Below are 26,077 nucleotides of genomic sequence, written 5' to 3' on the forward strand. Positions count from 1 at the left end.
TCGCTGTCAGGGGGCTGTCCAGCGGTTGCCGAGCGATTATCGCATGCTATCAACGGCTTCGCAGATCGGACAGGGGACCAGACCGATCGCGGGGGAAATCGGTGCTTAACAAGATAGGGGCGTTCATCGGCCGCGCCAGCGAGTCGAGCCACGCATACGACGTCTCGACCGAGACGTTCGTCCAGCCCAGACTTGATCGCCTTGCCGGCGACCTCAACCTCGAGCGGGAGGGCCGCGACCGGGGCGCCGACGAGGAGCCGCCATCGGACCAGGCGCACTTCGATCTCGTGGAGAGCCGCGTCGTCGACCGAATCGAACGGGAACGCGCCAGTTCCGAGAACCAGTTCCGGGACATGATGAACACGTACCGGGATCGGCTGTTCGACCTGGAGTTCGACACCAAGGCAAGCCAGATTCGATCGGCGGCCGACGTGGGCGTCGCCGCGATCGACGGCGAAGCCGCCAAGGGCGTCGACCGCCTCAACCCTCTACGCCGCGACATGCTTGAGGCGGAGAAGCACCTGCATGCCTTCCGCGAAAGGCACGGCCTGGATCGACCTGCGGAATATCCCCGGACCGACGGGCAGCGGTGGTTCCTGTACGGCGTCCTCTTCGCGGTGCTCGTGGTGGAGACGCTGCTGAACGGCGTCTTCTTCGCCCAGGGCAATCCGTTGGGCCTCGTCGGAGGCTGGTTCCAGGCCGCGATCTTCGCCGCTCTGAACATCGGCATCGGCTGGACGGCCGGGCGCATCGGCACGACGCTGGTGGTACACCGGTCGGCGCCGTCACGAGCTGCAGGCTGGGGCGTGCTAGGCGCATACGTGGTGCTGGCCGTCGGCCTGAACCTCATGGTGGCCCACTACAGGTCCGCCTTCGCCGTCGACCCTGAACATCCTGGCGTCGTCGCCTGGCAGACCATGCGGAAGGGAGCGCTGTCGGGCCTTGATGCCTCCTCGATCACCATGCTCGTGCTCGGCCTCGCGTTCTCCCTCATCGCGCTGGCCGACGGTCGGCGAATAGGCGATGCCTACTTCGGCTACGACCGCCCCTCGCGCGCGTTCGACGAGCGCCGCCGGGACTACCTCGACGATCGCCAGGATCTGATCGACGCCCTGAACGCGGCGTACGAGGCTGCTCACGCGGGGATGAACGAGGAGCATGACGATCTCACCCGCAAGCGGTCGGAGAGCCGTTCCATACACGAGGCCATCGCGCGCATATCGAGAGGCTTCGAGGCTCACCTCGCATTCCTCGAACGGCTGGGAATCGACCTTCTTGGCATCTACCGCGAGGCGAACCGGAAGGCGCGCACGACGCCAGTGCCGGCGCACTTCAATCGCCGCTGGGACATGCCGCGCGGCGCGGCGCCCTCGTATGGCGAGATCCGCTATTCCGACGAGGAGGTCTCCCGCATCACGTCCGAGGCGAAGACCGTTCTGGATGCGCAGTCGCTGCGCCTCAACGAGGCCTTCGAGAGCGCGATAGGCCGCCTTCGCTCCCTGGACGATCTGGAGACCGCCCATGGCGCGTGACCGTCGTCCGCCCGTGCGCAACCGCCGAATGGAGCGCGACAGGAAGCAGAAGCGGAACGGGCTGCTGTTCTTCGCGATCGGTGGGCTGGTCATGATCGGGATCGGCGTGCTCTACTTCATGGCAGGTCGGAACAACCCAGCACTCGCGACGGACAGCCTCTGCCCGAAGACGGGTCCGGTCGCCGTCACCGCCGTCGTCGTCGACGTCACCGATCCGGCCTCGCAGGTTACGCAGGCCGCCATCCGCTCGCGCGTCCTGGCGGCTGCCGACGATCTCCCGCGCTACGGCATGCTCAAGATCTTCGCTGCCGGCGCAGACGAGACCGCGTTGCTCCGGCCACTGTTCTCGAAATGCAACCCGGGTACGAGCAGGGACGTCGATCAGTGGACTGCCTCGCCGGAGCTCGTGCAGAAGCGATACGACGAAGGCTTCGAGGATCCGCTGCAGAAGGCGCTCGACGGCGTACTGGACGTACCTCGTGCAGAGAGATCGCCGATTCTGGAAGGCGTCCAGGCGGTCAGCGTCTCCGCGTTTCCTCCAGCCGTGCGGAAGCTGCCGCGTCGACTGCTTCTCGCCTCCGACCTGATCCAGAACTCGCCGGCCTACAGCATGTACGGCGGCCCCCTGGACGACCGGGCGGCCGAGCGGGCGGGCGAGGCCATTCCCGGGCAGCTCGAGGGAGTGAACGTCGAGCTGCTCATGATCAGGCGCAGCGCGCAGGACGCGCTGCAGACCTCTTCCGGATTCGCCGATTTCTGGGAGGGGTGGTTCGCTGCGGCGGGCGCAAGGGTGCGACGATCGACACCGCTGCCGGGGAGGAACTGATGCAGTCCAAGTTCGAGGAAGGTACCGCGAAGGTCCAGGCGTTCGCGTTTCTGGTCGCGGCGATCGCAGGCGCGGCATCGATCGTGCTGCTGAAGTCGTTCGGCGTGCGGCAGCTCTTCGTGACCATGGCGCCCTGCCTGGTCATGGGCGCCTACGCCTCGCTCGTCGTCGGACGGTTCTACCGGGCGCGAGCGGATCAGATCGGCGACAACCTATACTATCTAGGCTTCATCTTCACGCTGGTCAGCCTCTCCGTGTCCCTCGCCCAGTTCTCGGCCGGCGGCACTGCGGAGGAGATCGTCGCGAACTTCGGCATCGCGCTGGCGACGACGCTCGTCGGCGTAACGCTCCGGGTCGTCTTCAGCCAGATGCGCAGCGATCCGGTGGAAACCGAGAAGGAGGCGCGGCTGCAGCTGGCGGAGGCCTCGCGCCGCCTGAAGGTGGAGATGATGAACGCTAGCGCCGAGTTCGGCATGGCCGCACGGGCCAGTCGTCAGTCGGTCAGCGACGCCATCGAGGAGATGCGCGAGAAGCTGGGCTCGTCCCTGGACGAGGCGGGCGCGAGGCTGCGGGAAGCGGTCACGCAGAGCGCGGAGGGCCTCGCGGGCGCCTCGAAGGGCCTCGAGACCCAGATCGGAGGCGCGGCCGTCCGACTGGCGGATGCGAGCGACGCTCTCAGGACGACGCTCGATGCCTCGCAGGCGCGCTGGGACGAGGGCCTGCGCTCCTCGACCGAGCGCAATACCGAGTTCAACGCCGTCGCCCGCCGACTTTCGGCTGCCGTGGATCGGCTCGCCAAGCGCATGGACGACGGGGTCGGGCCCGTGGACGGCGTCGAGCAGCGGCTCGCTTCACTGGCATCGGCCGCCGAAAGGCTCGAGCAGGGCCTTTCCGGAGTTCATGCCCATCTCGACGGCGGCGTCGAGGCGGTAGCGACGATCCAGCGGGAGGCTTCCGAAGTCGGCCGCGTGGCGGCGGAGACCTCGGCGGCCGTCCAGGCTCAGACCGCCGGACTCGAACGGGCAGTCGATGCGATGGAACGCGCGGAGGCGGCGGCCCGATCGATCGAGGCGCAGCCAGGGCGGATCAGCGAGGCGCTTGACGGCATGCATGGCCAGCTGCAGCAGGCGGTCGATCGCGCCATCGCGGCAGTGGCGCATGTGGAAACCCCCGTTCCCGTCTCCGCTCCGATCAGCCTGGTCGACGAGCCCCTCGACGCCATCAGGGTCGAGCCGGTCGTACCGCAGCATGCTCCACAGGATCGGCCGTCTCTCTGATGGCGAACCTGAGCGATCGATCAGTCGACCGGGACAACGCCACATACCGGAAGGGCCTGGTCCTCGGACTGACCCTCGCAGAGCTCGGCATCCTCGTGATCTTCGTGCTGCTTCTGGCCTTCGGCGCCGCTCTCCTCTCGAAGGATCGGGAGATCGCCCAGCTGAAGCGAGCCGTGCCCGAAGAGCGTGCGGCGTCGCGTGTCGAACGTCTGCTGAGGGAGAAGGCCACAGATCCCGCGGCGGCGCGCTCCCTCGCTCACGAACTGGTCGATTCAGCCGTGCGTCAGGACACTGTCGACGAAGCACGCCGCCGCCTGGGACAGGCGGCCGCCGCGGTCACGAAGGCGGAACAGGCGGCCGGCACGGGCAAGCGAGCCGATCGTACCGGATCGGCTTCCGCGAAGGCGACGGCTTCCGATCGGGACATGGACCGTCGCGGCGAGGACCTACGTCGTCGGATCGCGGACATCGCGGCGGAGCGGGACGCGCTCAGGGCGACCATGGCAGACCTGCCGTCAGAGAAGACGAAGATCGCCGAGCAGATGCTGTCGACCCGTCTCGAGAACGAACGGCTCAAGGGCAGCATGGCGTACGCCACCCGTCGCCTCGAGGCCCTCGGCAAGGGTTCCGAGAAGCCGGCCTGCTGGGCGACGCGGACAGGTGCACCCGAATACATCTTCGACGTGACCCTGACATCGGCAGGCATAGTGACACACGATCGCGCACTTCCGAACCGGCGCGCGGACCAGGCACGGCTGCCGCTTGCCGGATTGGCGTACGATCGCACGATGCAGGGTCCCGGCTTCCAGAGCATGACGAAGCCGCTCTTCGACTGGGGGGAGGCACACGGATGCAGGTTCTTCGTCCTCGTGACCGATCGCACAGGAGCCGCAGAGAAGCGCCGCTACAAGACCCTGCTGCTCTGGGTCGAGGGACACTTCTACAAGTACGAGAACCGCGCGTGACGCGGGAAGGGGGAAACGGAATGTCGATGTGTCTGCGGCTCTTGCTGGTCGTGCTTAGCCTCACTCTGGGCCTAGCGGCCCATGCGGAAACGGTCCTCGGCGACAAGGTGAGATGCCGTGCCGCTGCCCGAACGACCTCGCCTGCTCTTGGAACGCTGACGCGCGGCGCCCGAGTGCCCGTTCTGTCCCGCAGCGGGGGATGGAGCTACGTCGATCCCGCCGCCCTGCCCGCATGCTGGGTTCGCAGCGATCTGCTAGGCAGCGACGTCGCCTCCTACGCCATGTCGAATTCGAGAGTATCGGCATCGCACGCGCGCGATCGGAAGACCTCGTATGCGCGTCGAAGCTACCGCCAATCCGCTTTACGCCTCTCGTCCCCGCGCGCCCGTCACAGAGCGACCAGAAGGAGCTTCGGCGGCCCGTATTCGGGCGGAAGCTGCCCATGCGGCGGCGGCAACATATGCATCGGCCCGAGAGGCGGTCGGTACTGCATCACGTCGGGCGGGAACAAGCGATATGGCCTCTGAGCGGGACAGGCGGCCGCGCCATCGGCGCAGAGAGCCTGACCGTCGTTCGGGCGCGACGAGCGGGACCGTAGTCGCCATGTCGCTATTTGCGGCAGCGGCGATGGGCGCGCTGATCGGCGTCGGCGTGCCAGAAGGTGTCGCGCGCAAGGCTGCCGACCTCGTATCGCCGGCTGCCATCGTAGCAGGCCCTTCGACGGCGGTTTCCGCCGGCACGCGCTTCTCTCTGTGTCCACGAGGCGGTGGCACGAACTGCGTGGTGGACGGCGACACCGCCTGGATCGACGGAGAGAAGATCCGTGTCGCCGACATCGACGCGCCGGAGACCCATTCACCCCGCTGCACGTACGAGGCCGAGCTGGGCGATCGGGCGACGTCGCGTCTGGCGGAGCTTCTCAACGCAGGCAGCTTCGAGCTCAAGGCGATCGATCGGGATACCGATCGCTATGGACGCAAGCTGCGCGTGCTTGTCCGCGATGGCCGATCGCTGGGGGATCAGCTCGTTGCCGAGGGGCTTGCGAGAACCTGGGACGGACGCCGTCACCCTTGGTGCCCGTGATGGTCCGTCGACTATGGCTCGAACAGCCCGCCCAGTGGCGAGAATAAAGGCGCTTGTCGAATGCGGGAAGACCGGCCCCGCCCCGGGGTAGTTCGACCCCCGTGAGCGGGCCGCCGATCGGTCAGACGTCAGAGATGTTCGAACGGGTGTCTCAAGGTACGGGTTCAATCTCGCAGCGGGTCTGGTAGCGGTCCCGAATGCTGCGCATGCGAATCAACCGGCTTCTGGCCGAAGGCGAACGGGCTCTCGTCCGGCTGGCTGCGATCAAGTCCTCGGTGACTGCGCTCGGCGACGATGATCTGCTGGATCTCGCCGACATCTTCAGCGCCAGCGAGACGTCGCCGCTCAGGGACGTCGTGGACGCGGAATTGCGTCGACGGGGGCTCAGCCTGCAGAGCTGACCGGGCGCCTCCGATGTAGTGCCGCACGACGACGAGAATGAGCGGCCTTTCAGGTGCGTGCCGCGGAAGGTTAGCCCGGTGCCTTGATCGTGCCGCTCGCGCTGCACGCCATGTTGCGGATCGACAGGCCTCGACGACGGTCGTCCGGTACGTGCGGGCAGTCACCGCGGTGAGGGAGATCGCAGTCGCTCAGCGCGCCCTCGCGCTTCAGACGCGGACGCAGCTGACGCAGCGACTGGTGCGCGCAGGGCGCAGCGGATCGCTCGACGCGACGCGGTCGATCGCGCAGGAGGCGCAGGTCCGGGCAACGCTGCCCGGCCTGCAGGCGACCCAGCGGCTGGCCCTCTACCGACTGGCCACTCTGACGGGGCGCCCGCCTGCCGAATTCGATCGCGACGTCGCCGCCTGCACCATGGAGCCGCACCTCGATCGGCCGATACCGATCGGCGACGGCGCCGCGCTTCTTCGTCGGCGGCCCGACGTCCGTCGCGCAGAGTACGAACTGCGCGCCGCCACCACCCGCATCGGCGTCGCCACCGCCGATCTGTACCCCCGCATATCCCTCGGCGCGTCGGTCGGCTCGGTCGGGCTCGCCGAGCGGGCGTTCGGCAGCGACACCTACAAGTTCTCGCTGGGGCCGCTCATCAGCTGGCAGTTCCCCAACCGCACGCGTGACCGCGCCCGCATCGCCGCCGCACAGGCGGAGAGCGACGCCGCCTATGCCCGCTTCGACGGGGCAGTGCTCACCGCCCTTCGGGAGACGGAGAGCGGCCTCACCGTCTACGCGCGCGATCTCGATCGCATTGCGGCGCTACGCGAGGCGAGCGGTCAGGCCGGCAAGGCGGCACGAGATGCCGAGACGCTGTTCCGCGCCGGCCGAACGGGCTTCCTGCCGGTGCTCGACGCCCAGCGTACCGCCATCGGCGCGGATCAGACGCTCGCCGCCGCGGAAAGCCGTCTCGCAGCCGATCAGGTCCAGATCTTCCTGGCGCTCGGCGGCGGATGGCAGACCTGATCGTCGGAACGCCAGACCGTCGCCGGTGTCGTTCCGAGCCGCCGACCTTCAGGGTGTCCAGTCAGCCGTCGTGAGTACGTTGCCGCCTAGCTTCTGGAAGGCGCGCTGGCGGCAGGAGAATACGATGATCTGCTGATCGTTCGCCTGGCGATGCAGCGCGTCGAACATGCGCTCGATCCGATCGTCGTCGGAGTAGACAAGCGCGTCGTCCAGGATCACCGGCGTCGGGCGACCATCGCGAGAAAGCAGGCGGGCGAACGCCAGACGCGTCAGTACCGACAGCTGCTCGCGCATGCCGCCGCTGAGGCGGTCGACGTTCTCCTCCTGACCCTGCCGCGTGATCGTGTGCGGCAGCAGCGTGCGATCATCGAAGCTGATCGTCGCGTCCTCAAACAGCAGGGCAAGCAGCGGATGCAGCTCGGTCATGACGGGCTTTAGGTAGAGGTCGCGCGCGCTCGTGCGGGCAGCCTCCAGCGCTTCGGTGAGCCGCGTCATCACCGCGACCTCCCGTTCGAAGTCGCCGACCCGCACGGCCGCCGCCTCCAGAGCCTCGAACGTCTCGCGCCAGCGCTCCTCGACGGCATCGTCTGACTTCAGCACGATATGGGCCGTCAGCCCGGCGATGCGCTCGCGCAGCTGCTGCGCCTCCGCTACCGCGGCCTGCTCCACCGAGCGGATCCGCCGGAGCGCAGCGTCTGCCGCGGCGAGGTCGCGCGTCTGCGCGCGCTGTCCGTCATGCGCTTCCTGCGCCTTCGCCAGCGTCGACTCGCGCTCCGCCACGGCCGCGTCGAGCGACCTGTGACGCTCCTCGCGCCCGTCCTGCGGACCGAGCACTGCCGCGATCTGCTCCTCGCGGGTCCGCAGAACCGCGAGCTGCGTCTCCGAAGCGATCACGGCGTCGTTAGCCGTGTTGCGCGTCGGCTCCGCTGCTCGGATCGCCTGTACGGCCTGCCGGCGGCGCAGCTCCGCCGCCTCGAGCGCCGTTTGGGTCTGATCGGGATCCTCGGTGACATCGTTCGGTGCGAGGTCGATCGAGGCCAGAGCGGCGACCTCCTTGCGCAGTGCCTCCAGGCCATTCGGCGCGAGCACGCCGAGCTGCGCCCGCGCCTCGCCCGCCTGTCCCTCGAGCGACTGAACCCGCACCTCCTGCGCCCGCGCTGCGGCGAGATCCGTGATGCCCATCGAGGCGAGCAGCGTCCGGCGTCGTCCTTCCGCCTCGTCCAGTCGACCGGTCTCCTTGTCCACGCCGGTGGAGCGAAGGGTTATCGTACCGATCCCTGGGGCAAGCAGCTGCGTATGCGTGTCGAAGCCCCGCTCCTCGCCATCTATCAGGTCGGAGCCTGCCATCGTGACGCGAGGAGCGTCTCGATGCTCGTAGGAGACGAGTACCGTAGGTCGCCCTGCCTCCCGCACGGCGCGGATGCGGGCGATCTCGATGTCGAGTTCCTGCAGCTCGTCCACAGCGCCCTTCGGCAGCCGGAGACCGGCAAGCTGAGCCTCGCAGAACTCGATCGTTCCACGTACCGCTTCGGCCTGCTCGAGCCGCCGCTCTCCCTCCGCCCTCTGTTCCGCTGCCGCGCGCGACCGCGCCGACGCCTCGATGCGCCCCAGCAGTTCCCGCAGCGACGTCTCCTCCGCCTCGGCTGCTTCCGCCTCCGCCTGCGCAAGACCGATCGTCTCGTCCACCTTGCGACGCCGTTCGGTCGCCTCGTCGCGTCGCTGACCGGCTGCGCGCACGTCGTCGGCGACCTGCCGCGCGTCGGCGAGCGCCTCCTCGACCTGCTTCAGTTCGCGCATCGAGACATCGCGCCGCTCCCGCGCGAGCTTCAGCTCGGCTTCGAGCGACTTCAGTCGTTCCGTCTGCGACCTGGCCGCCTCGAAGGCCGCCTCAGCGCCGGCGACATCGCGCCGTCGCTCCTCGCGCGCGTCCGGATCCTCCAGTTCGGCAAGACGGGTCTGGGCCGCGCTTCTTTCGACAAGCTCGTGATGCAGGGCCTTCACTTCATCTTCGAGCCGCTGCGCTTCGGCCTCGAGCTCCTCCTTGCGAGCGATGGCGTCGGCGAGGCGTCCCCCCGCCTTGGGCCTGCCGGTCGGGGTGACGAGTGCAGCGAGCTCGGCTCCGGCGGCGGCGATGACGCCGGCCATCCGACGTCCGCCGGTCATCGCCTCCACCTCGCCCTGTACGGACTCCAGAAGGCCGGTTCGCACGAGACGATCGCTTTCCTGATCGCGGCTGCTGCGGGCCTCGATACCGGTCATTCCCTGACGAACCCACAGCAGCCCCGCCGGGCCGCCCGTGCCGCCCTGCGTCATCCGGGTGATGAAGTTCTCGGCCTCGTCGCTCTGGGCGACGATCCTTCCGGTGGCGAGGTCGACGACCTTCGCGTAGCGGCCGCCGAAGTACTGCTTGCTGATCCGATAGCGGTCGTCGCCTACCGAGACGTCCGCCTCGATGAGGGGATTGCCGCCGCTGTAGGGCCTGAGGTTCCTCGCATCCGCCGCCGTACTGGAATGAGGAAGGAAGAAGAGACCGTGCAGCGCTTCGAAGCTCGTGGACTTGCCGAACTCGTTCGCCGCGCACAGGACGTTCACGCCGTCGCCGATGCCTTCGATCGCGATGCCCCGCGCGGCGAAGCGCTTGACGTTGCTGAAGCGTAGGGCCGAGATCTTCATGCCGCCACCTGCTGGGTATAGCCGTAGAGTCGCGACAGCGCCGCCGTCGCTATGGCGCGGTCCTCCGCCGATCGGCCGGTATCGACGCTTTCCGCAAGGAGCGCATCCGCAGCCACCCGCAGGGCGCCGGCCTTGTCGATCAGATCGAGATCCTCGACCGCGCAGTCGGTCGCAAGATCCGCATCCTCCAGACGCAGCCAGGCGAAGTCGGGTGCCGCGGCCTCGACGGCGGAGGCCAGCGCACCTCGCGACGCGAGGCCGGTGCGCCCCGCCGCGACGACGCGAGCCAGCGTCTGCCGCCGTTCGCGCACTTCCGGCAGCAGGGTTCCCAGTGCTTCCACAGGGTCGTCCTGGGCGAGCAGATGCAGGTCCAGCGTACGCCAGGCGAAGCGACCGGTGGGCAGCGACGTGACTCCAGGCACTGCGCCGGCGCCGGGGATGTCCACCAGCAGGGCCGAGCCTATGCGCTCGTGCTTGAACTGGTCCTGCTCCGGCGCGCCGCTGTAGTGGGTATGGGGATCGATGGCGACGGCGCCGTGCCAGTCGCCGAGCGCCATGTACGAGAGGCCGGCACGGCGCGCCCGATCCGGCGCGATCACGTCATTGGCGACGGAGCTCTCCGAAAAGCTCTGCACGCTGCCATGGGCCAGGCCGATCCGGATGACGCCGTGGCCCGTCGCGGCGCCGTCCATCCATTCGCTTAGATCCCGGCCCGGACGGCGCGTCCTGCACGGCGCCGGCAGGATCACCGCGCCGTCGTCGATCGCGATCGGTGCGGCCTCCGTCGCCAGGGTCACGTTGTCGGGGGCCTCCCTTATTAGCTGGCTCCACAGCTCCGCGGCCTGCAGCGAGTCGTGGTTTCCAGGCAGGATCACCCATCTGACCGATGCGTGGTGAGCCATCTCGGTGAGGGCCTGCCGCCGGACGTCCGCCGCCGGCGTCTCGGTGTCGAACGTGTCGCCCGCCAGCAGGATGGTCCCCGCACCGTTGTGACGAGCGTGCTCCGCGAGCGTGCCGAGCACCGCGTGACGCGCCTCCCTAAGGCGTCCCGGGAGGTCACCAGCGAAATTGCCGAAGCGCTTTCCGAAATGAAGGTCGCTCGAATGGATGAAACGCATCAGGACGCTCCCGTGGTGCTCTGTACAATGCCGGCGATCTCCCGGTGGCGTGCGATCGCCTCGTCCAGCCGCGCACGAGGTCCGGCAGCGAGACGTTCGACGCCGAGCAGTCTCGCCAGATCGCGCGCAGGATCGGACTGGTCGTGCAGGGCGGGATTTGCCTGCACCACCGCCGTCAGCTCGGCGAGAGGGATGTCCAGGATCGACCTGCGATCATCCTCGGTCGCCGGTGGGCGATAGGCGCACGTCTCGGCGACGGCACCCGGCTTCCAGACGAACTCGCCGCTCGTCTCCTGCGTCCGTTCGAAGCCGGCGAGATGCCGATCGATCCGCTCGCGGATCTTAGGGCCGGTGCGTAGCCAGCCGTGCGCCCTCGCGATCCGCTGGCAGACGATGTCGGTACGCAGCGGCCCCTCCTCGTCGATGACCTTCTCGATCATCGCCAGCAGCGTGTCTCGGTACGCAAGATCGAAGAAGCGCGCCGGATCGGCGGCGAACGCCGACAGATCGGTGACGCGGTAGCGCCCGGCGGCTGTAAACTCCGAAGGACGGCGGGCAGGCTCGTCGGCAGCCTTTTCGGTCACCGCGTCCGCGACGGAGGCGACGGGCACGACGAGGCCCGCCCCTTCGCTTCCGATCCCCTCGGCATCGACAGCTGCCGCTTTCTCGTCGGCGGCCGCCTCGACTTCGGCGCCCATCTCCCAGCTCGTGACCGGCGCTGGCTCGGTGCGGGCTTCGCGGCTGACCTCGAGCAGCGCCTCGAGCGAGGCATGCAGCCGATCGGCGCATCCGGCACTGTCGTACCACCAGTCGGTCGACCAGACGCGCAGCATGTTCCAGCCCAGACCCGTCAGCACCTGCTCGCGCACCTTGTCACGGTCCCGTGCGGTCGCGGCGCTATGGTAGGTCGCGCCGTCGCATTCCACGCCGGCGAGATATGCGCCCGCAAGGTCGGGATGACGGACGCCGAGATCGATCCGGAAACCGGAAATGCCGACCTGCGGCACCACCATCCATCCGCGCTTCTCGAGCTGCGCGGCCACGGCCTCCTCGAAGGGCGAGTCGAATCCCCCGACCGAGCCCTCGCTCTGCGCGGGCAGGGCTATCGCGCCGCGCTCGGCGTAGTCGAGGAACGTCTTGAGGTGGTGCACCGCCACGGCCTTGGTGCGGGTCGGATCGATCTGGTCGGCCGTGAAGCCGGAGAACACGACCAGCTCCTGCCGTGCACGCGTCACGGCGACGTTAAGCCGCCGCTCGCCCCCGTCGCGATTGAGCGCACCGAAGTCCATCGTCAGCTTGCCCGCCGCATCCTTCCAGAAGGTGATGGAGAACAGGATGACGTCGCGCTCGTCGCCCTGCACGTTCTCCAGGTTCTTGACGATCGTCGCCTCGATCCGATCATCCGAGAAGAACCATTCCAGCGCCGGCTCCTCCCGCCGCGCAAGATCGAGCAGGTCGAGTATCAGCGACTGCTGCTGCGCATTGAACGTGATGATCCCAAGCGTCGGCCGGCCCTTCTCCGGCAGGGCGAGCCAGGAACGCATCCTCGCCACCGCCTCGTCGGCCACCGCCTGCGCCTCGATGCGGTTCGTACGGCTCTTGCCTCGATCGTACACGCCGTCCGGCACCTTCCGGAGACGTACCGCCCGATCGTCCACCTGGGGGGAGGGGAAGGTGACCAGCCGGTTCTGATAGTAGTGGCTGTTCGAGAAGGCGATGAGGGACTCGCTGCGGCTGCGATAGTGCCAGCGAAGGTCCCGCACCGGGATCCCCGACGCCTTGGCCTCGTCGAGGATGCTCTCCATGTCCCGCTCGTGGTCGGCGACCTCCTCGTCCTCCTCGTTGCTTCCGAAGAAGTTGGTCGGAGGAAGCTGCTTCGGATCGCCCACGATGATCGTCTGACGTCCGCGCGCGATCGCACCGACCGCGTCCCAGGTCGTGATCTGCGACGCCTCGTCGAAGATCACGACGTCGAAGAGCGCCTGGTTCGGCGGCAGATACTGCGCGATCGACAGAGGCGACATCAGCATGCACCGGGCGAGCTTGCCGAAATTCTCCGGCATGCGGCCGATCAGGTCGCGGATCGACTGGCTCGGTCGCTGCAGCTCCATCTGATACCGCAGCAGCCCGAGTTCGGAATTGCGCGGCACGCTCTGCACGGTCGGGAGATCGTGCGCCAGCGCGCCGACCACGCGACCGCTGGCGTGCGTGCGGACAAGGTCGTCGAGCTCCCGGAACTCGACGACCGCGTTTTCGTGCTGGAAGCGCCGGAAGTCGCGAAGGACCGGATCCGCATCGAGGGCAGTCGGCAGCCACCAGCGTGCGTAGCCGATCCGGAACGCGTCCCGCGCACGATCCGGCGATACCGCGCCGTCCTCGATCGCCTCCACGAGCGTGCCGAGGCCGAACGCCTGGGCCTTGCCGCGGACGCGGCACCAGGCAGACCAGTCGCGCAGCAGGTGGCGTGCGTCGGCCAGCGCCGTCAGCATCGCCGAGACGTCGGCGAGCGCGTCGCGTCCATCGCCGAAGCGGACGTCTCGGCCCGCGGCCTTGGCGAAGCGCGTCCGCGCGCTGTCGAGACCCTGGCGAGCGGCAAGGAGCTTCGCTCCGGCCTGTCGCAGCCGATCGGCCTGATCCAAATCCTGGAGCGCTGCCTCTACACGTTGCTTCGCGCGCTCGCGGGCCTCCGGATCCCATCCGTCCAGCCTCAGAGCGGCGCGCAGCCGCCCTGCTTCCCTCAGGACGTCCTGTACCGCCACCGGGTCGGTGTGAATTCCTGCAGTGGGCACCGCGAGATCGTTGAGCGGGCTTGCGTCGATCACCGCAAGCTCGCGCTTCATGCCGATCAGGAGCGGCAGGTCGCGCTCGGGATCGACGGTGCCTACGTCCGCATAGCCCTGGAGAAGGTGCGTGACCTTGCGTCGACCCATCATCGACATCGGCCAGATCGACGCGCTCGCCTCGCGCCATTGCCGGTCCAGCCCGTCGGCGTCGAGTGCGCGGACGCAGTCGCCCGTGAACGACGCGCCGAGCTGACCTTCGGCGTCCCGGTAGAACTCGATAGCGGCCGTCATGGTCGTGAGGTCAGCGGATACCCGTGCGAAGTCGGCATGGAAGGCGATCGACAGATCGCGGTCGCGGCTGGCCTCGATGCCGGTCGCCAGTGCCGCCAGCGTCTCGATCTCGACCGTCGGCGGCTGATCCGAGGAAGGCAGCCCGAGCGCGACGCGGTACGCCTCGAGCGCACCTGCCAGCAGGTCGATCGCATTGCGCAGCGAGAGTCCCGAAGCGACGATCTCCTCCTGCCTGGCTGAACCGGGATCGTCGACGTCGACGAGGTCCAGGGCCGGCCGGCGGTCGACCGAGGCGAACACCAGACCGACCTCGCCGGCGAGCTCCTCGAGAGCGGCAAGCCGCTCGGCATCGATGACCTGGTCCTTCGGCCAGTCCAGCGTCGGCGCCGCCGCGCCACCGTCCCGCATGGCGATGCCGAGAGCCCGGTAGGGCGTCCAGCCGCTCGGGTGGCGTCTATGAAGCGCCTCGACGTAGGCGTTCAGCGTGTCCCGACGCACCCGCAGGCGTTCATTGACCGAAAGCCACTCGGCCGGGTCCGGGCGCCCGTTGTGCTCCCATGCGGCCTTGAGCTGCGAGAGGAAGTGACGTCGATCCGCCTTGTTGGAATGCAGCTCGATGCAGTGATCGCCAAGGCCGTGCTCCCGAAGGCGGCGATAGACGACGTCGAGCGCCGCGGTCTTCTCCGCGACGAACAGCACCGTCTTGCCGACACCCAGACAGTTGGCGATCATGTTGGCGATCGTCTGGCTCTTGCCCGTACCCGGCGGTCCGACGATCACGAAGTCGCGCCCTTCCGCGGCGGCGAGGCTCGCAGCGGTCTGCGACGAGTCCGAGGGCAGCAGGCAGATGATGTCCGAGGGGGCATAGACGTGGTCGAGGTCACCCTCTTCCCGGAACGCGCCGCCGCCGGTGTAGAATGCGGTGTCGGGCGTATCGATGAGGTGGTGGACGACGCGGTTCTCCCGCAGGGCGTCCGTCCGTTCTGTCAGGTCCTTCCACATCAGGTACTTGGCGAAGCTGAAGGTCGACAGGGCCGTCTCGTCCAGCACCTCCATACCGGGCACGTCGCGGATCGCGTGCCGCATGGCCGCCAGGACTCGCGGCACGTCGATGCCGCTGTCGTCGCGCGGCAGCTCTCCACCGAACTGCGGCAGCTTCAGATCGAATTCGCGCTCCAGGAACTGGAGGAGCGTCGCGTTGAACCGCGGGTCGTCCTCGTGGAAGCGTAGCCGAAAGGCGGCACTGGCGCTGCGCCGCTCCAGCTTCACGGAAATCAGGAGAAGCGGCGCGCGGTAGCTGCGCTGGTCCTCCGGCTTCTTCTTCCAGCGCAGGAAGCCGACGGCCAGGAAGAGGGTATTGGCGCCACCTTCGGCGAAGTCGTTGCGTACCTGCCGGTGAAGGTCGATGAGCCTGGCTTCCAGCTGCTTCGCGTCCAGAGGCGAGGGGAGCTCGTCCCGCTTCAGGGCCTCGTCGGCGTACCCCCGGTTCAGGTCACGGCCGTGCACCTCGCGGTACAGCGCCGCATCGCGCTCGCCGAGCGGGTTCTGCTGGGGAAGCGAGACGATCTGGATCGCCGTCCCGTCGGCCAGCCGATCCTCGAGGAACGCGACGTCGGTGCACAGGAACGGGATGGTCTTCTTCGAGTCTGGGAAGTTGAGCAGCCGGTTGCGCAAGGTCAGGTCGAGCAGCTTGCGCTGCCACCGGTCGATCCGGCCGGCGGCGGTGGTCGGCTTCTCCTCGACCTGCATGTCCGGCAGCTCGTTGAACGAGGGCGCATCCGGCAGCCCCAGCGTCGTCGCAGCCGTCGTCGCGTCGTCCGCGGTCGCCGCCCGCTCGCTCTCGTGCGAGGCGAGCGGTGTCACGCCGCCGCTTCGGGCACGGCGCACGTCGATTGCGGCGACGAAGGCGTGCGCCTCGTCCTCGCTCATCCGCCGGTCGAGCGCACGCTGCGCCAGGTCGAGGGCCATCGCCGGCCTATGGGTGATGCCGGTGGTCTCGAAGACGATGAGCTCCCTCGACGCGAGGGCCTTGCGTACCTCCATCTGGTCGGTCTCGACCGTGTTGCCGAAGGTCCGCCTGGTCAGCCAGACGCCCACTGCCGCGTGACCGTCGAACAGGAGGATCACGGGGTAGAGGCCGGCAGCCTCCAGTGCGGCCGCGAACAGCAGCGTCGTGTCGAGACAGGTGCCCAGCCGCTCCTGCGCGATCGTCGTCGGACGGCGCACCTTCTGTCCGCGCGCCTCGAAGCTGGCCGGCGGCTCGGCATAGTGGATCCCCATCCCTGCGAGAGCCGAATAGATCGACGCTGCCAGAAGGTAGCTGCGCTTCGGATCGCCGGACTGGTATCCGTCCAGGCCGCTCGGCTGCCCGTGCTCGGCAAGCCTGTCAGCCGCGGTCCGCAATACCCGGGCCACCGCCGGATCGTTCGGCATGACGAAGGCGGGAAGCAGCTGCGCCATGTCGGCGACGCCACCCCACTCGTCACGTGCCAGCAGGCGCACGTCGTAGCGACGCTCGTCCAGCACCGTCTCGCCGTCGGAAAGGCGCAGCGTGATCTCGCCGCGCTCCGCCTCGTTCAGACCGGCGAGGTAGACGGAGTCGAGATCGATCTTCCGATCGCCGAGCGGCAGCGCGTCACCGGGAGCAAGGCGGTCGATCGTCCAGACCTTCGGCCGAAGGAAGGGCGGCGAGGAGGTGAGTTCGACGCGACAGCCTACGTGATGCCCGCCCCCGCCGTTCTCTATGCCGAGCGATCGGATGACCGGGACGGCGTTCTGATAGGACGCATAGGTGAAGCTGCCGGCGATATCGGCCGTCAGCGTCGGCAGCGTCGGCGGCGACACGCCGGCTTCCGCGTCGACGAGGCGTCCGTCGCTCGAATCAGTCATGTCCTACCCCCGCGATCGATAGATGAAGCTAGCGGCGCTTCCCGAAGGGACATAGTAGAAAAGGAACCGTTTCCGGCAGCTTACCGTCTAGAGCCGCGTGCTCGAAACGTCAGCTCGCGTGGACCGAAGACGACGCTGGGTCCTGGCGGTCCGACGGCCGTATTCGCCTACCCGGAAACGATCGTAGTCTTGAGATGTATGGTGCAAGAAGCATTCAGCTATCGGACGCTGGATCAACAGGCCGCAAAGACTGGCCGATCCGGCCATAAGACGGCGCTGCGCCTGTCGATCTGCACCCCGGACGTCTCGCTTGACTGTCACGTCTAGTCCAGCAGCGGCTCGAGCTCCTCCCAGCGCCAGCGACGCTTGAGCCGATTCATCGTGTCCCGACCGATCATCTCGCGATGCTGCATCTGGCCTACGGTAAGACCTGGCGCGACGTCGGACTCCACGCTGAATCGAAGAATGGCCTCCCTGTTCGGCTGAAGGCTGCGAAAGCGGTCGATCCTGTTCGCGGGGATGATGACGTCGGATGCGAAGTCGTCGGCCTCGCGCTCCTTCTCGTCGTCCCCCTCCATGTCGGCATCCACGAACGGCCTCGCGCCATGCAGGATCAGGTGGCCCATCTCGTGGAAAACGGTGAACCAGAAGCGGTCGTCCGTCAGGCCTCGGAAGCTGAGCAGGATCATGGCCTTGTCGGCCGCGACCATCCGACTGGCTCCGGACGCCCTGCACTTCTCGGGCGCACGCTTGGCGACGACCGCCACCCCGGCCTCGGCACAGAGCGACTTCAGCTTTGGCAAGAAGCGTTCCGGATGTCGGATCTGCGAGAGCTTCCGGATCTCCGTCAGGCGGTCCTGGAGGTTGCCGGGATTCCAGGGCCGGGTCGCCACGAGATCCGCGCCCAGCTCCCCGCTCCTCAGCCACATCAGCACCGCGCTGTCTTCCGAGCGAAATGCCTGCGACGTTCGGAACATCGTATGGCTGCAGAGACGGCCATACCTTGCCTCCCACGCCGATATCGTACCGACGTTGAAGAAGCTGAGTCGCCGGCGAACCTCGTCACGGCGCGTCGTGGCGGACATTCTGCCTCTCGGCCGGTCGCCCGGGACGCTCAGCTTGAGCCACTCGTCGGCTTCGCTATCGAGCGCACGGTCGAGCGCTCTATCGAGCGCCTCGTCGTAGTTGGCCTGGCGCTTCAGCCAGAACGACGTGGTGCCACCCAGCGTGTCGGCGAGCGATCTCGCGTGGTCTTCGTCGATCGATACGGATCCGGCGAGCAGACCTCTAAGAGTGGCCAGGCCGCCGTCCAGACGTTCGGCGATACTCTCTGCCCCGACCTCGCGGCGAAGCATCAGCGATCGAAGCGTGTCGCCGGGCTTGGAGAACCAGTCGGGCGTGAATTCCTGCACTTCGGTCAAGGCACCCTCGAGATTTCCACGAGCTTCAGTCTGGTCACGCTCTTCCAGTCGATCCTGCCATGGGCATCCAGGCCGTAACGCCTGCCGACGACGACGAGCGTTCCGCGGTAGTCTGAACCAAACGCCACGAAAAGGGAATCGTCCGGCTGAATTTTTACCTCGTTCCCCAGCAGATCGAGCAGCTCGTCGGCGCGCTCCAGCGCACGTGCGTCCTCGAGGAAGGAGACGAGCGCGCCTGCCGCGACGCTTCCGTACTCCCGCTCGGCATTCGCGAGACTTATGCAGATCCCGTGAAGCGTCTCGCCCTCGAAAGTCACGTTGATCACGCGTGTCCGACCCCGCAGGCGCCACTGGAAGGCTGGCATGGTTCGAACGATGGGACCGTATGCTTCATTGCGGAAGAGGCGAGCCGTGGAGCTTCGACTGCCGCTTGGCCCGGATCGCCTCGATCCGCTCCCAGTTGCGACTGACTTCCGCGTCGCCAGACGCAGCCATGTCGATGCCGGATGCGCTGCAGAGGCCCGCAAGCGTGACCATCACGCCGCCGACCTCCTGAGCCTGCTGACCGACAGGTCGTCCGAACACGTAGTCGACCAGCGCCGCCGCGTCCTCGCGCGAGCAGCCGCTTGCCTGGGCAAGCTCGAGCGCCTCCTCGAGAAAGCGATGGGTTCGTTCCGAAACGTCGGCCTGGGCGGACGGGGGGAAGCACGCTCGCAGCCACTCCTCGACCCGCGCCTGGAAGGAGGCAAATTCTGCTGCCAAGTCATCCTCCCGCATGCTCGATGACGCCACGGCCTCTGATCTAGCTCCCGGCCACCGGATGGTCATCGAGATACTGCGCCGGATCGGACGGAACGATCCTGAGCAGGGGCCGTCGCCGCTCACACGTACATGCCGACCGGCTACGCATCGGGGTGTTTGCCTCATAGCTCGTCGAGATACCGGCGCATCATCGCCACGGCCGTAGCCGTGAGACCGATCCGTCTGACACGCCGATCGGCGGGATCCGCCCAGCTGGTGACGAGGCCGATCTCCTTCAGCTTTTTCAGCGCACGAAGTGCCGTCGTCCGCGGAACGCCCGCGTCGTATGCGACCGTCGTGGTCGGGGAGATCGAACCATCCTCGTGGTGGAGAAAGAGCTCGAGCAGGATGTCCCACGGCGCCTCTTGGAACACCTTGGCGTGCGCACCGAAGCAGCGACTGCGCGCGCGGCGCTGATTGAAGAGGATCTGCGCCCGAGCCCTGTGGCTGGGACGGTTAGAGGCGCCGCGCCCCGTCTGCTCGTCCGCCGTCGCCGTCGCCGACGATCCCCGCACTGCGGCGGTCGGGCCGGCAACGTCCGGCCGCGGCCAGATGGCGCAGATGCCGCCCCCGCTCATTCGCTGAGCAGTCCAAGAGCGCGAAGACTCACGATGCCGTTCCGCCCGACGATCAGATGATCGAGCAGCGAGATGTCGAGAGCGGCGCAGGTACGCGCGAGCGTGACGGTGTTGTCGATGTCCGCGCTGCTGGGCTGGCAGTCACCGCCGGGATGATTGTGCACTAGGACCATCGACGTCGCGCCCACCTCGATCGCGCGGCCGACGATCTCCCTCGCATAGACCGGCGCCCGGTCGACGGTGCCCGTCGCCGTCTCCTCGTCGAGTATGAGCGTACTCGAGGCGTTGAGATACAGGGTCCGGAAGCGCTCGCGCGTTCCCTCGCTCATGTCGGCGAAGAGGTACTCCCGCAGCGCCTTCGACGAGCCGATGACGGGCTGCTCGAAGGCGCGCTGCCGCAGTGCCAGCAACGCCGTGGACCTGAACCAGCGAACCGCCTCGATCACGCGGTCGTCGGCGCCCGCACGTCGAAGGCGCCTCATCGACCCCGCAATGGCGGCCGCGAACGAGCCGAACTCCTCGATCAGCCCGTCGGCGACGGCGGCAGACTGGTCGGCTACGTATCCCGACCGGACGAGAAGCTCCTCGATCGCCCGGCGGTCCTCGCCACCCGACGACGGCTCCAGAGTCCCCATGCCAGGAGGAGAAGCGTCGGATAGCTCGAGGCCTCCTCCATGACCTGATATCCCAGGCGGTACATTCCCGGCGTCACGAGCCGGGCCACGTGCGCCGTGGCCGAGATCGCCTGCAGCGCGGCGGCGCAGAGTACCCACCATCTACCGGACCTCACGCCCAGCGCGGCCAGCCCGACGAAGAGCCCGGCGTCCACGAGCAGCATCGCCCACTCCAGGTCGATGAACCTGGTAGCAGGGGACGGTCGAAGAAGAACCGTCAGAACCGCCGCGCCAAGCAGCAGCGTGGCCGTGCCGGTTTCCGGCTCCCCGATGTCGGCCCGGAAACCAGCGGACCGCCTGCGACCGCTCCAGGCCAGCACGAAGAGAGCGAGCAGGAGAAGCCAGAAACCAGCGACATAGGGGTGCATCGGCTAAGCGGAGCATGGCCACGTCCCCGGGTCAATCTGCCGTGGCTAGCGCGGACGAAGGCTGGTTCGTGATGCCGCGGTCACGCGAGCCGCTGCCCGGCTCGTTCGGCACGCAGGTGCCGGGTCCATACCCCGGAACGTCGAACGCTCCGATCATGCCGACCATCAGTCCGTGCGCCGCCGCGATCTTCGCCTGCGACTCCAGCTGGAGATCCAGGCTCTGTGCGATCAGCTTCATCGCGCCGATGGACTGCTCGTCGATGAAGACGCGCGCGTCGGTGCGCTCGCCCTGCATGGCGAGCAGGCAGGTCAGCGTGTCGGTGATGCCGCGGTTGGTAGCCCGTTCCGCCGCGATCACGGCGCGCTTGGTCGTCTCGACATGCTCTGCAGTAACGCGTGCCATAGGTCCTCCGCCCGGGAGTACCCGGGCTATCTTGCGTGAGGCCGTTCGAGGCTGTTGGCGATCCGCTCCGCGGCCGAGTCGTAGATCGCCGGCGCGGCGATCAGGATCAGGGCAATCAGCACGGCAATCGCCAGGAGCAGAAGTACGCGATGGAGAGGATCCACGCGGTTCCGTTCCTGCCCGCCGGAATGAAGGACGACATCGTCGAACGCGAAGGTCGTCCGTTCCTCCCGAACTTCGGCGGGCGAGGTCCGGACTGCGCCGTCGTCGGGCCCTCCCGCCATCCACATCGGGTGTCTAGACAGCGTCTGTGGAGGTGCCATGGTCGAAGCCTCCGTCGGTGCCGAAGGCGTCGACGACATACCCCCGGCTTCCGACGCTTCGTACTCCCTCAGCCTGTCGGCGGCGCTCAGCCGCGTCAGACCACCCATCTTCCGACGGGCGGAGAAGATGTGCGTGTTGACGGTGGAGGTGGCGATGCCAAGCGCATGCGCGATCTGCTCGGACTTACGGTCGTGCTGCGCCAGCCGCAGGCAGTTGCGCTCCATGGGCGTGAGCGAATCGTAGATGGCCGGATCCATAACGCGACCGATATGCCAAGAGCGCTCGACCGCTGCACCTCCTCAAAGGTTTAGGGTCACCGGTTCGGCGCGGGCCCGTCAGTCGGAGCCGCCTGCCTTCTTCTGTCCCACCACCGAGAAGTTGCCGACCGCATGTGCGACGAGAGCGTCGTCGGAGTCGCGGATCTCGCCCGTGACGTAGATGCTGCGACGACCTTCGTTGAGGACGTGCGCGGTGGCGCTGACCGGAACGTTGCGGACGGTGATCGGCCGGGTGTACGTGATCGTCAGGTCAAGCGTCACGGCTGCGCTGCCGACGGGAAGAGTGGTGTGCGCCGCGCATCCCATCGCCGTATCGAGCAGCGTCGCCGCTGCGCCACCATGAAGCATCGCCATCGAGTTCTCCAAGGACGGATCATGGTCGAGCTGCATCTCGATCTCGCCTGCCTCAGCGCGCACGCAGCGTATCCCAGCCTGTGGGCCGCGGCAGCCGACGCGGCGTCGGGCGAGGCCTTCAACTACGTCCACGAGCCGTTCCGCTGGGAACGCGTCTGGACCAGGGTCGCGGACGCTCTGGCCATCGACGTGGGACCACCCCTTCCGATGAAGCTCGCCGACCACATGCCGCTTCTGGCGACCCGCTGGGCTTCGGTCCGTTCCGATCAGGGGCTCGGCGAGATCGAACTCGATCGCGCGGTCGGATGGGGATTCGGCGACTTCGTCTTCGGAGCCGAGTTCGACGTCCTGTCCGACATGGCAAAGATCAGGCGAGCAGGCTTTACCGAGACGGTCGATACCGTCGATGCCCTCGTCGCCGCCATTCGCCGTCAGCAGTCTGCGGGCATATTGCCGCGTTGAAAAGGGCGGCCATGGTTCCTAGAAGTTTTTGGCTCTCGAACCGATAAGCCACACCTATGGTCAGGACATCGTCGTATTAGCCAGATACTCAAAGGCGAGGCCGCTCCGATGAACGGCGTCTTTCTGACGGGCGGGGCGCTCACCGACGCTGTGCGACGTGTCCTCGCGGGACGTCATCCCCGGTGCGCGGTGGCCTTCTGGGGCAGTGGCGTCGGCTCCTTCCTGGATCCGAGAGACGAGCATCGGCCCGATCTCCGCGTCGTCTGCGATCTGTCGATGGGCGGGTGCCATCCACATGCCCTGCGCGAACTCGGAGCTCCGGAGAACCCCAGCGTTCGCTACCATGATGGCCTCCATGCCAAGGTGTACCTCTCCGAAGCGGGCGTCGTGATCGGTTCGGCAAACGCTTCGGACAACGGACTTGGCTTCGGTGCCAACGGCGCACGACTGGTGGAGGCCGCTACCTTCCACCCGGCCGACAGCGCCACGTGGAAGGCCGCCGCCGAATGGTTCGAGACGATCTACGGCGGCTCGGCCCAGGTCGATGAAGCTGCGCTCGAGCGCGCCAGGCGCCTCTTTCGTCCTCGCCGGCAGGCACAGGCGGCGGCGCCCTCGCGACCCGGATCGCTTCTGGACATGGTGCTTGAAGACCCCGACGCCTTCGAGAACGTAGGCTTCGTGCTCGCCTCCACTTCGGCTACGGCGGAGGAGCGCGCGTATGCGCGCCGATCCGCGCGGAAGGCCGGCGTCGAGAAGGCGATCGTCGACGAGGCTACCGACAACGACCTTTTCACCGACTGGAACGAGACCGACGTCCTGCGATGGCCGGCAGCCTTCATCGAACTCTGGATGCCGCGCGAGAAGCTCCACCTGTGGGGCAGAACGCTGCGCGGCATCGACCCGGCGGGTGGCAACGTCATCGCGAAGCGAGACATGCGAGCGGTCCGTTCGCTCCTTCCTCAGGGCTGCCCCGACTTCCGTGACGCTGCTCGTGTGGACGCCGCGACCGTGCGCGCCCTTCTCGAAAGGGGCAGCGCCGTGTTCCGCGACGGGCGGCAGCTGGCGGCGGCGCTGGACGCGCTGGACGGCTGATCCTCTCCGGCCGTTCCGGTGCTCAAGACCGGCGCAAGGCCGCCCTCTGCTCCGTCGGCCCCTCAGTTAGCCTATCTGACTTTCGAGAAAGGGCAGTATTTCCCGCAGCACGGATTCCGGATCCTCCCGCTGCGGGAAGTAGCCGAGCCTGGGAAGCGCCACCCGGCGGTAGTAACGGGAGAACAGCTCTTCCTTGTTCTCGGACGTGGCGGGATCGTTGCAGGGATCCGCTCCACCGTGCAGCGTCAGCGTTGGCACGCCGATGGACGGATCCGCGGACACCTTCGCCTCGAGAGCCGCATATCGAGGGTCAGGCTCGGCATATCCCCACCTGACCCTGTACGAATGCAGCGTGACGTCCGCCCAGTCCCGGTTGTCGAAGGCGGCGGCGGTCCGCTCGAAGACGTCGTCCGGCACCGTCCACGCCGGGTTCCATATATCCCAGATGTAGCGAGTGAACCGTCGCCGATCCTCCCGCACGAGCGCCTCTCCACGCGGTAGGGCCATCAGCCAGTGGTACCAGTAGTTCTGCGTCTGCGGCAGAGACAGCGCCTGCGAGGGATCGTTCGTACCCCAGCCGACGGAGATGGCGACGCAGGCGATGACCCGCTCCGGCGAAGTACACGCGACGATGTACGCGGCGCGTGCCCCCCAGTCGTGGCCGACGACGACGAAGCGGTCGATGCCCAGCGCATCCGCAAGGTCGAGCACGTCCGCCGCGAGGGCGGCGAGCTGACCCGAACGGGTCACCTCGGGACCTTTGAAGCGCGTCGGCCCGGATCCGCGCAGATAGGGCTGATGGTTCGATAGCCTGCGGCCTGCAGCGCCGGCGCCACGGCGTCCCAGGTCCGGACATCGTCGGGCCACCCGTGCAGCAGTATCGCGCAAGGGCCGTCGCGTGGGCCGTCGTCCTCGTATGCGATCTCGAGAAGCGGCGTCGCCACGGATCTCATCCTGTCGGCTTCGACGGTTGGCCGCTCGGTCATGACCTTCTCCTTCGCTCCAGAAGTGCGATCGGAAGACCCGACGGCGATACATACGATGGTCTAGGGTCGCACGGGCGGCCGCCACTCGACTAGGCTTGCCACATCCGGTTCGGCGCGCGGAATATCTTGGAGACACTCCGTCAGCTCTCTGAGCAGCAGCAGCGGGATCAGCGCTCAGATGCGAGGTAGGAGGCAAGGAGCTGCAACGCAGATGCTTCGTCGAGCCCGTCCCGGCGCATGATCCAGTCAAGAGCATCGCCGCCTACGCCGCATCCGAAGCAGTGGAACAGGGGCGGTTCGTCCGTGACGAAGAGACTTGGCTGCTTGTCTACGTGCCAGAGGCATCGGCCTCGCCGCAAGCCGCGGAATTCGCGCAGGACGACCGTCTCGCCAATTAGCGCGGCCAGAGGAAACGCCGAGACGATGCTCCTGGCCTGATCGCTGCGTCTGGACATCGCTCTCCTGCTTTCCTCCTTCGAACGGCAGCCGGGATTTCGCGTCAGCAGTAAGGCCGACGATGTGGCATCTCGTCGCATTGATGCCGGTTCCGGATAGCGTCGCCCCGGCGCTAGGACGGCTCGGTCTGTGCAGAGGATGCCATGGAGACGAGGTGCCCGACAAGGTCCAGCAGCGTCTTCCGGTCGACCGAGTAGACGATCGATCGACCATTGCGACGCGAGTTCACCAGACCCGCATGCGAGAGGATGGCAAGATGGCTGGACATCAGGTTGGCTGGTACCTCGACGGCTTCGGCGAGCTCCCCGGACGTGCATTCCAGCCGCTGCACGAGGTGAGCGTAGCATCGATAGCGCGTCGGCTGTGCCAGGGCGCTCATGATGGCGATGGCTTGCGACCCTTCCATTCTACCAGAATAATGTCGGAGCCCGCTTTTACAAGACTACCGATTCAGAGCAGGTTTCGTAGATTCAAAAAAAATTGTATCAATTTTCATTGAAATTTCAATTGCAGCTACCACATCGCTCGTGTTCCATCTGGAGGGACCAGTGCGCGTCACCTGACTTTTAGCAGGAGAACAGACGATGAGCGATCGACTACTGAGCAGGCGCCGTGCCGAGCGCAGCCCATGGGCCGGACCGATACCCGACCCCATGGATCCCGATGCCCCGGCGGAGGAGCCGGCTCCCGTTACCCTTCGCCAGCTCTCGCGCCTTGCGCTGGTCGCCTCCGAAGTGGGCGCGCGCTTCCAGCGCGAGGGGATCGACCACGATCCCATGGCGTGGATGTTCGCGCCGCGCCGGCTTTTCGGTGGCCGATGCGCCATGGAGGCGACCCTGGACCTCGAGCACTGCACCCGCGCCATCCTGCTCCACGGAATGGGCATGCTCGACATGGATCCCCGCTTCATCGATGCGCTCTGCGCCGACGACGAGGACACGGCCCTCGACGCGATCGGCGACACGGCAGCCTGATCCCACCCGAAGTGCCTCGCTCCAAATCGGAGCGCAATCTTGAAAGGACGAAC

Annotated in this window: 26 protein-coding genes; 11 read left to right on the top strand and 15 right to left on the bottom strand. The window is 67.3% G+C overall.

What is annotated here, in order from left to right; genetic code table 11:
• Positions 1–101: 101 nt before the first annotated feature.
• From AC07U4_RS09290 to AC07U4_RS09325, 8 genes are all read left to right on the top strand, one after another.
• Positions 102–1,532, top strand: coding sequence for a hypothetical protein (locus tag AC07U4_RS09290; RefSeq protein ID WP_495195234.1), 1,431 nt, complete (start codon positions 102–104; stop codon positions 1,530–1,532).
• A complete protein-coding gene (locus tag AC07U4_RS09295) occupies positions 1,522–2,358 on the top strand; it encodes a hypothetical protein (protein ID WP_495195235.1) in 837 nt (278 codons plus the stop codon). Before AC07U4_RS09290 ends, AC07U4_RS09295 begins: the two co-directional genes overlap by 11 nt.
• Entirely contained in the window at positions 2,358–3,635 is a 1,278-nt protein-coding gene (locus tag AC07U4_RS09300) for a hypothetical protein (protein WP_495195236.1), read from the top strand. Before AC07U4_RS09295 ends, AC07U4_RS09300 begins: the two co-directional genes overlap by 1 nt.
• Positions 3,635–4,600 (top strand): hypothetical protein, encoded by a 966-nt coding sequence (locus tag AC07U4_RS09305; protein ID WP_495195237.1) that lies wholly within the window; start codon positions 3,635–3,637, stop codon positions 4,598–4,600. The genes AC07U4_RS09300 and AC07U4_RS09305 overlap by 1 nt, the downstream gene beginning before the upstream one ends.
• Positions 4,601–4,626: 26 nt before the next feature.
• The gene (locus AC07U4_RS09310) at positions 4,627–5,127 is read left to right on the top strand and encodes an SH3 domain-containing protein (RefSeq protein WP_495195841.1); all 501 of its coding nucleotides are present in this window, start codon (positions 4,627–4,629) and stop codon (positions 5,125–5,127) included.
• A 76-nt stretch (positions 5,128–5,203) separates the two neighbouring features.
• Positions 5,204–5,683: a thermonuclease family protein gene (locus tag AC07U4_RS09315; RefSeq protein WP_495195238.1), complete on the top strand. Its 480-nt coding sequence runs from the start codon at positions 5,204–5,206 to the stop codon at positions 5,681–5,683.
• Between the two features lie 197 nt (positions 5,684–5,880).
• Positions 5,881–6,084 carry a hypothetical protein gene (locus AC07U4_RS09320; protein ID WP_495195239.1) on the top strand — a complete coding sequence of 68 codons (204 nt, stop codon included), beginning with the start codon at positions 5,881–5,883 and terminating at the stop codon, positions 6,082–6,084.
• Between the two features lie 169 nt (positions 6,085–6,253).
• Positions 6,254–7,099 carry a TolC family protein gene (locus AC07U4_RS09325; protein ID WP_495195240.1) on the top strand — a complete coding sequence of 282 codons (846 nt, stop codon included), beginning with the start codon at positions 6,254–6,256 and terminating at the stop codon, positions 7,097–7,099.
• Between the two features lie 48 nt (positions 7,100–7,147).
• On the opposite strand, the gene AC07U4_RS09330 is transcribed toward AC07U4_RS09325, so the two are convergent.
• The 12 genes from AC07U4_RS09330 to AC07U4_RS09385 all read right to left on the bottom strand — a co-directional run bounded on the left by AC07U4_RS09330 (position 7,148) and on the right by AC07U4_RS09385 (position 22,090).
• A complete protein-coding gene (locus tag AC07U4_RS09330; protein WP_495195241.1) occupies positions 7,148–9,772 on the bottom strand; it encodes an AAA family ATPase in 2,625 nt (874 codons plus the stop codon).
• On the bottom strand, positions 9,769–10,890 hold the full coding sequence (locus tag AC07U4_RS09335) for a metallophosphoesterase family protein (RefSeq protein WP_495195242.1): 1,122 nt from the start codon (positions 10,888–10,890) through the stop codon (positions 9,769–9,771). Before AC07U4_RS09335 ends, AC07U4_RS09330 begins: the two co-directional genes overlap by 4 nt.
• On the bottom strand, positions 10,890–16,853 hold the full coding sequence (gene proA, locus AC07U4_RS09340; RefSeq protein WP_495195243.1) for an anti-phage protein ProA: 5,964 nt from the start codon (positions 16,851–16,853) through the stop codon (positions 10,890–10,892). Before proA ends, AC07U4_RS09335 begins: the two co-directional genes overlap by 1 nt.
• A gap of 323 nt (positions 16,854–17,176) precedes the next feature.
• The gene (locus tag AC07U4_RS09345; RefSeq protein WP_495195842.1) at positions 17,177–18,265 is read right to left on the bottom strand and encodes an ImmA/IrrE family metallo-endopeptidase; all 1,089 of its coding nucleotides are present in this window, start codon (positions 18,263–18,265) and stop codon (positions 17,177–17,179) included.
• 5 nt (positions 18,266–18,270) lie between these two features.
• The gene (locus tag AC07U4_RS09350; protein ID WP_495195244.1) at positions 18,271–18,600 is read right to left on the bottom strand and encodes a hypothetical protein; all 330 of its coding nucleotides are present in this window, start codon (positions 18,598–18,600) and stop codon (positions 18,271–18,273) included.
• A 64-nt stretch (positions 18,601–18,664) separates the two neighbouring features.
• The gene (locus AC07U4_RS09355; protein WP_495195245.1) at positions 18,665–19,036 is read right to left on the bottom strand and encodes a hypothetical protein; all 372 of its coding nucleotides are present in this window, start codon (positions 19,034–19,036) and stop codon (positions 18,665–18,667) included.
• 161 nt (positions 19,037–19,197) lie between these two features.
• Positions 19,198–19,653, bottom strand: coding sequence for a winged helix DNA-binding protein (locus tag AC07U4_RS09360; RefSeq protein ID WP_495195246.1), 456 nt, complete (start codon positions 19,651–19,653; stop codon positions 19,198–19,200).
• Positions 19,650–20,288 (bottom strand): JAB domain-containing protein, encoded by a 639-nt coding sequence (locus AC07U4_RS09365; RefSeq protein ID WP_495195247.1) that lies wholly within the window; start codon positions 20,286–20,288, stop codon positions 19,650–19,652. Before AC07U4_RS09365 ends, AC07U4_RS09360 begins: the two co-directional genes overlap by 4 nt.
• Positions 20,210–20,695 carry a hypothetical protein gene (locus tag AC07U4_RS09370; RefSeq protein WP_495195248.1) on the bottom strand — a complete coding sequence of 162 codons (486 nt, stop codon included), beginning with the start codon at positions 20,693–20,695 and terminating at the stop codon, positions 20,210–20,212. The genes AC07U4_RS09365 and AC07U4_RS09370 overlap by 79 nt, the downstream gene beginning before the upstream one ends.
• 31 nt (positions 20,696–20,726) lie before the next feature.
• Complete coding sequence (locus AC07U4_RS09375) at positions 20,727–21,053, bottom strand: hypothetical protein (RefSeq protein WP_495195249.1); 327 nt, start codon at positions 21,051–21,053, stop codon at positions 20,727–20,729.
• Positions 21,054–21,124: 71 nt separating this feature from the next.
• Positions 21,125–21,679 carry a helix-turn-helix domain-containing protein gene (locus AC07U4_RS09380; RefSeq protein WP_495195250.1) on the bottom strand — a complete coding sequence of 185 codons (555 nt, stop codon included), beginning with the start codon at positions 21,677–21,679 and terminating at the stop codon, positions 21,125–21,127.
• 78 nt (positions 21,680–21,757) lie between these two features.
• Positions 21,758–22,090, bottom strand: a complete 333-nt coding sequence (locus tag AC07U4_RS09385; protein ID WP_495195251.1) for a PaaI family thioesterase — start codon at positions 22,088–22,090, stop codon at positions 21,758–21,760.
• On the opposite strand from AC07U4_RS09385, the gene AC07U4_RS09390 reads away from it, so the two are divergent.
• On the top strand, positions 22,076–22,516 hold the full coding sequence (locus tag AC07U4_RS09390; protein WP_495195252.1) for a hypothetical protein: 441 nt from the start codon (positions 22,076–22,078) through the stop codon (positions 22,514–22,516). The two genes, AC07U4_RS09385 and AC07U4_RS09390, sit on opposite strands and share 15 nt — an antisense overlap.
• A 108-nt stretch (positions 22,517–22,624) precedes the next feature.
• Positions 22,625–23,608, top strand: coding sequence for a phospholipase D family protein (locus AC07U4_RS09395; protein ID WP_495195253.1), 984 nt, complete (start codon positions 22,625–22,627; stop codon positions 23,606–23,608).
• A gap of 66 nt (positions 23,609–23,674) precedes the next feature.
• Here the strand turns inward: AC07U4_RS09395 and AC07U4_RS09400 are convergent, their stop codons facing one another.
• The 3 genes from AC07U4_RS09400 to AC07U4_RS09410 form a co-directional block, all read right to left on the bottom strand.
• Complete coding sequence (locus AC07U4_RS09400; protein WP_495195254.1) at positions 23,675–24,850, bottom strand: alpha/beta fold hydrolase; 1,176 nt, start codon at positions 24,848–24,850, stop codon at positions 23,675–23,677.
• A complete protein-coding gene (locus AC07U4_RS09405; protein WP_495195255.1) occupies positions 24,762–25,049 on the bottom strand; it encodes a CHC2 zinc finger domain-containing protein in 288 nt (95 codons plus the stop codon). The genes AC07U4_RS09400 and AC07U4_RS09405 overlap by 89 nt, the downstream gene beginning before the upstream one ends.
• 113 nt (positions 25,050–25,162) lie before the next feature.
• Entirely contained in the window at positions 25,163–25,429 is a 267-nt protein-coding gene (locus tag AC07U4_RS09410; protein ID WP_495195256.1) for an ArsR/SmtB family transcription factor, read from the bottom strand.
• 205 nt (positions 25,430–25,634) lie between these two features.
• Between AC07U4_RS09410 and AC07U4_RS09415 the strand changes: the two genes are divergently transcribed.
• The gene (locus tag AC07U4_RS09415) at positions 25,635–26,024 is read left to right on the top strand and encodes a hypothetical protein (RefSeq protein WP_495195257.1); all 390 of its coding nucleotides are present in this window, start codon (positions 25,635–25,637) and stop codon (positions 26,022–26,024) included.
• Positions 26,025–26,077: the final 53 nt, after the last annotated feature.

This window comes from Sphingomonas sp. GW821-FHT02B09 (assembly GCF_059421875.1).